The sequence below is a fragment of the Pseudomonas sp. SBB6 genome, assembly GCF_024213215.1.
In the GTDB taxonomy this organism is placed as follows: Bacteria; Pseudomonadota; Gammaproteobacteria; order Pseudomonadales; family Pseudomonadaceae; genus Aquipseudomonas; species Aquipseudomonas donghuensis.
On record NZ_JANAVH010000033.1, the window covers coordinates 1 to 423 of the forward strand.

Consider the following 423-nt stretch of genomic DNA (forward strand, 5'->3'; position numbering starts at 1 on the left):
GACGAAACTTTCATCGGCGTTGCTGATGGCCGCCAGGTTGTCTCCTTGGAAAAGGTTGTTGGCGACGCCGATGCCGGCTGTGCTGACGTTCATGGACGCGGGGTCGATGTACGCGGGCAAGGGGTCGGTCTGTAGCGTCGTTTCGACGGGGTCGGGTTTCCCCAGCCCGATGCCGGTCAGGATGTCCGCCGTTGACGCAAGCGGCTTGGCGGAAAAGAAGACAATTTCCTCGGAGGGCGAAGGGATGTCCAGGTCTTCCGGCTCTGGAATCAACAAGGTGCGCACGGGGTCCGGGCCGCCGGCAGCGAGTGCGCCGTCGGCACTGCTGAGCACGATCGTCGAAGCAAAGCCTTGCACCAGATCCAGTGCATAGCTGCCATTGGCAAAGGCGGTCAGCGTGTAGTCGACGGTGGTGTTCGCCGT

At 62.4% G+C, this 423-nt stretch carries 1 pseudogene; it reads right to left on the reverse strand.

The features are described from left to right. Positions 1–423, reverse strand: a pseudogene (locus NLX68_RS26410) (hypothetical protein); the annotation flags it as partial.